The sequence below is a fragment of the Pseudoalteromonas sp. Z1A6 genome (genome assembly GCF_011378745.1).
GTDB classification, from domain to species: Bacteria; Pseudomonadota; Gammaproteobacteria; order Enterobacterales; family Alteromonadaceae; genus Pseudoalteromonas; species Pseudoalteromonas arctica.
The window spans coordinates 1-1,813 of record NZ_WTKW01000540.1; the positions used below are offsets into that span (position 1 = coordinate 1).

Consider the following 1,813-nt stretch of genomic DNA (forward strand, 5'->3'; position numbering starts at 1 on the left):
CGATATTACATTTTAGCTAAAAGGCTTTAGCTAGAGCCTAATTTATAACTCTGATAGAATCATTTTATTACTTATTAACTAATCTTAAAGGATTAATATGAAAATTGCCGTAGTAGGTACAGGCTATGTAGGCCTTTCTAACGCTATGTTGCTAGCACAACACAATGAAGTGGTTGCATTAGATATTGACGAAAAAAAAATCGCACTTTTAAATGATAAAAAATCACCGATTGTTGATACCGAAATTAGTGAGTTTTTAACACGTAGTGACTTAAATTTTACAGCAACTACCGACAAAGTAGCTGCCTATAAAAATGCTGATTTTGTAATTATTGCCACACCCACCGATTATGATGTTGAAAATAATTACTTTAATACAAACTCTGTAGAGGCTGTAATTAAAGATGCCATAGCGCATAACCCAAATGCAGTTATGGTTATTAAATCAACTATACCAGTAGGTTTTACGCAAAGCGTTAAAGAAAAATTTGGTATTAATAACTTAATATTTTCGCCAGAGTTTTTACGTGAAGGTAAAGCGCTACACGATAACCTATACCCATCACGTATTGTTGTTGGTGAGCAAAGCGAGCGCGCAACTGTGTTTGCTAACTTACTTAAGCAAGGTGCTATAAAAGAAGATATTGAAATTCTTTTTACTGACTCAACTGAAGCTGAGGCTATTAAGTTGTTCTCAAACACTTATTTAGCTATGCGTGTCGCTTATTTTAATGAGCTTGATAGCTACGCTGAAGCTCATGGCTTAAACTCTAAGCAAATTATACAGGGCGTTAGCTTAGACCCTCGCATTGGTAGCCATTACAACAATCCATCGTTTGGTTACGGTGGTTACTGTTTACCAAAAGACACTAAGCAGCTGCGTGCAAACTATGCAAATGTACCAAACAACATTATTGGTGCAATTGTTGATGCTAATACGACACGTAAAGACTTTATTGCAGACTCAATAATTAAGCGCAGCCCTAAAGTGGTTGGTGTGTATCGTTTAGTAATGAAAACAGGGTCTGATAACTTTAGAGCCTCTGCTATTCAAGGTATTATGAAGCGTATTAAAGCGAAAGGTATTGAGGTTGTAGTTTACGAACCTGTACTTGAAGAAAATGAGTTTTATCACTCTCGTGTAATTAAAGACTTAAACGAGTTTAAGCAAATATCTGATGTGGTTGTATCTAACCGCATGGTTGAAGAGCTCAGTGATATTGCTGACAAAGTTTATACTCGCGATTTGTTTGGTAGTGATTAATAAACAAAGTTTAAAGACTAAAGGTTAAAGTATAAGTCAAAAACTAAGGTAAATTTATATTAGGGGGCGTTGTGCAATTTGAGGACTTAAATGTATGGCAGCGCTCTGCCGATTTAGCTTGTGAAGTTTTTATTTATTTTAAGGCAAGTAAGCAATTTGGTTTAAAAGATCAAATTACACGCTCTGCATTATCAATTTCATCAAATATTGCTGACAAAATTGCAGGAGCAAATTTTGAACGCACTTTTGCGGCCTCGTAGAGGTGAGATGAAGGGATTCATCGAATAACGTTATGAGAGAAAGACAGCTAAAGATTACTGCCGTTTTCTCTCTTACTCTAAAGGTAGCTGTGGTGAGCTTCGCTCACAAATATATATTGCCTTAAAAATTGGTGAGGTTGATACAAAAACAGCTGAAATCTGGATAGAAGAGTCTAGGCAGTTATCAAAAATGATATCTGCATTAATGAAAACTATTGAAACATGGGATTAGGCTTTTAGTCTTCAACTTTCAACTTTCAACTTTCAACTTTCAACTTTCAACTTTCAA

General features: G+C 35.3%; 2 protein-coding genes and 1 pseudogene. All 3 read left to right on the forward strand.

Annotated features, from left to right (window positions below; translation table 11 throughout):
- Positions 1-97: 97 nt before the first annotated feature.
- Positions 98-1,264, forward strand: a complete 1,167-nt coding sequence (locus GQR46_RS19280; RefSeq protein WP_165742157.1) for a nucleotide sugar dehydrogenase — start codon at positions 98-100, stop codon at positions 1,262-1,264.
- Between the two features lie 71 nt (positions 1,265-1,335).
- Positions 1,336-1,524 carry a four helix bundle protein gene (locus GQR46_RS20830; RefSeq protein WP_346766810.1) on the forward strand — a complete coding sequence of 63 codons (189 nt, stop codon included), beginning with the start codon at positions 1,336-1,338 and terminating at the stop codon, positions 1,522-1,524.
- Between the two features lie 91 nt (positions 1,525-1,615).
- A pseudogene (locus GQR46_RS20800) lies at positions 1,616-1,756 on the forward strand (four helix bundle protein); the annotation flags it as partial.
- Positions 1,757-1,813 lie beyond the last annotated feature (57 nt).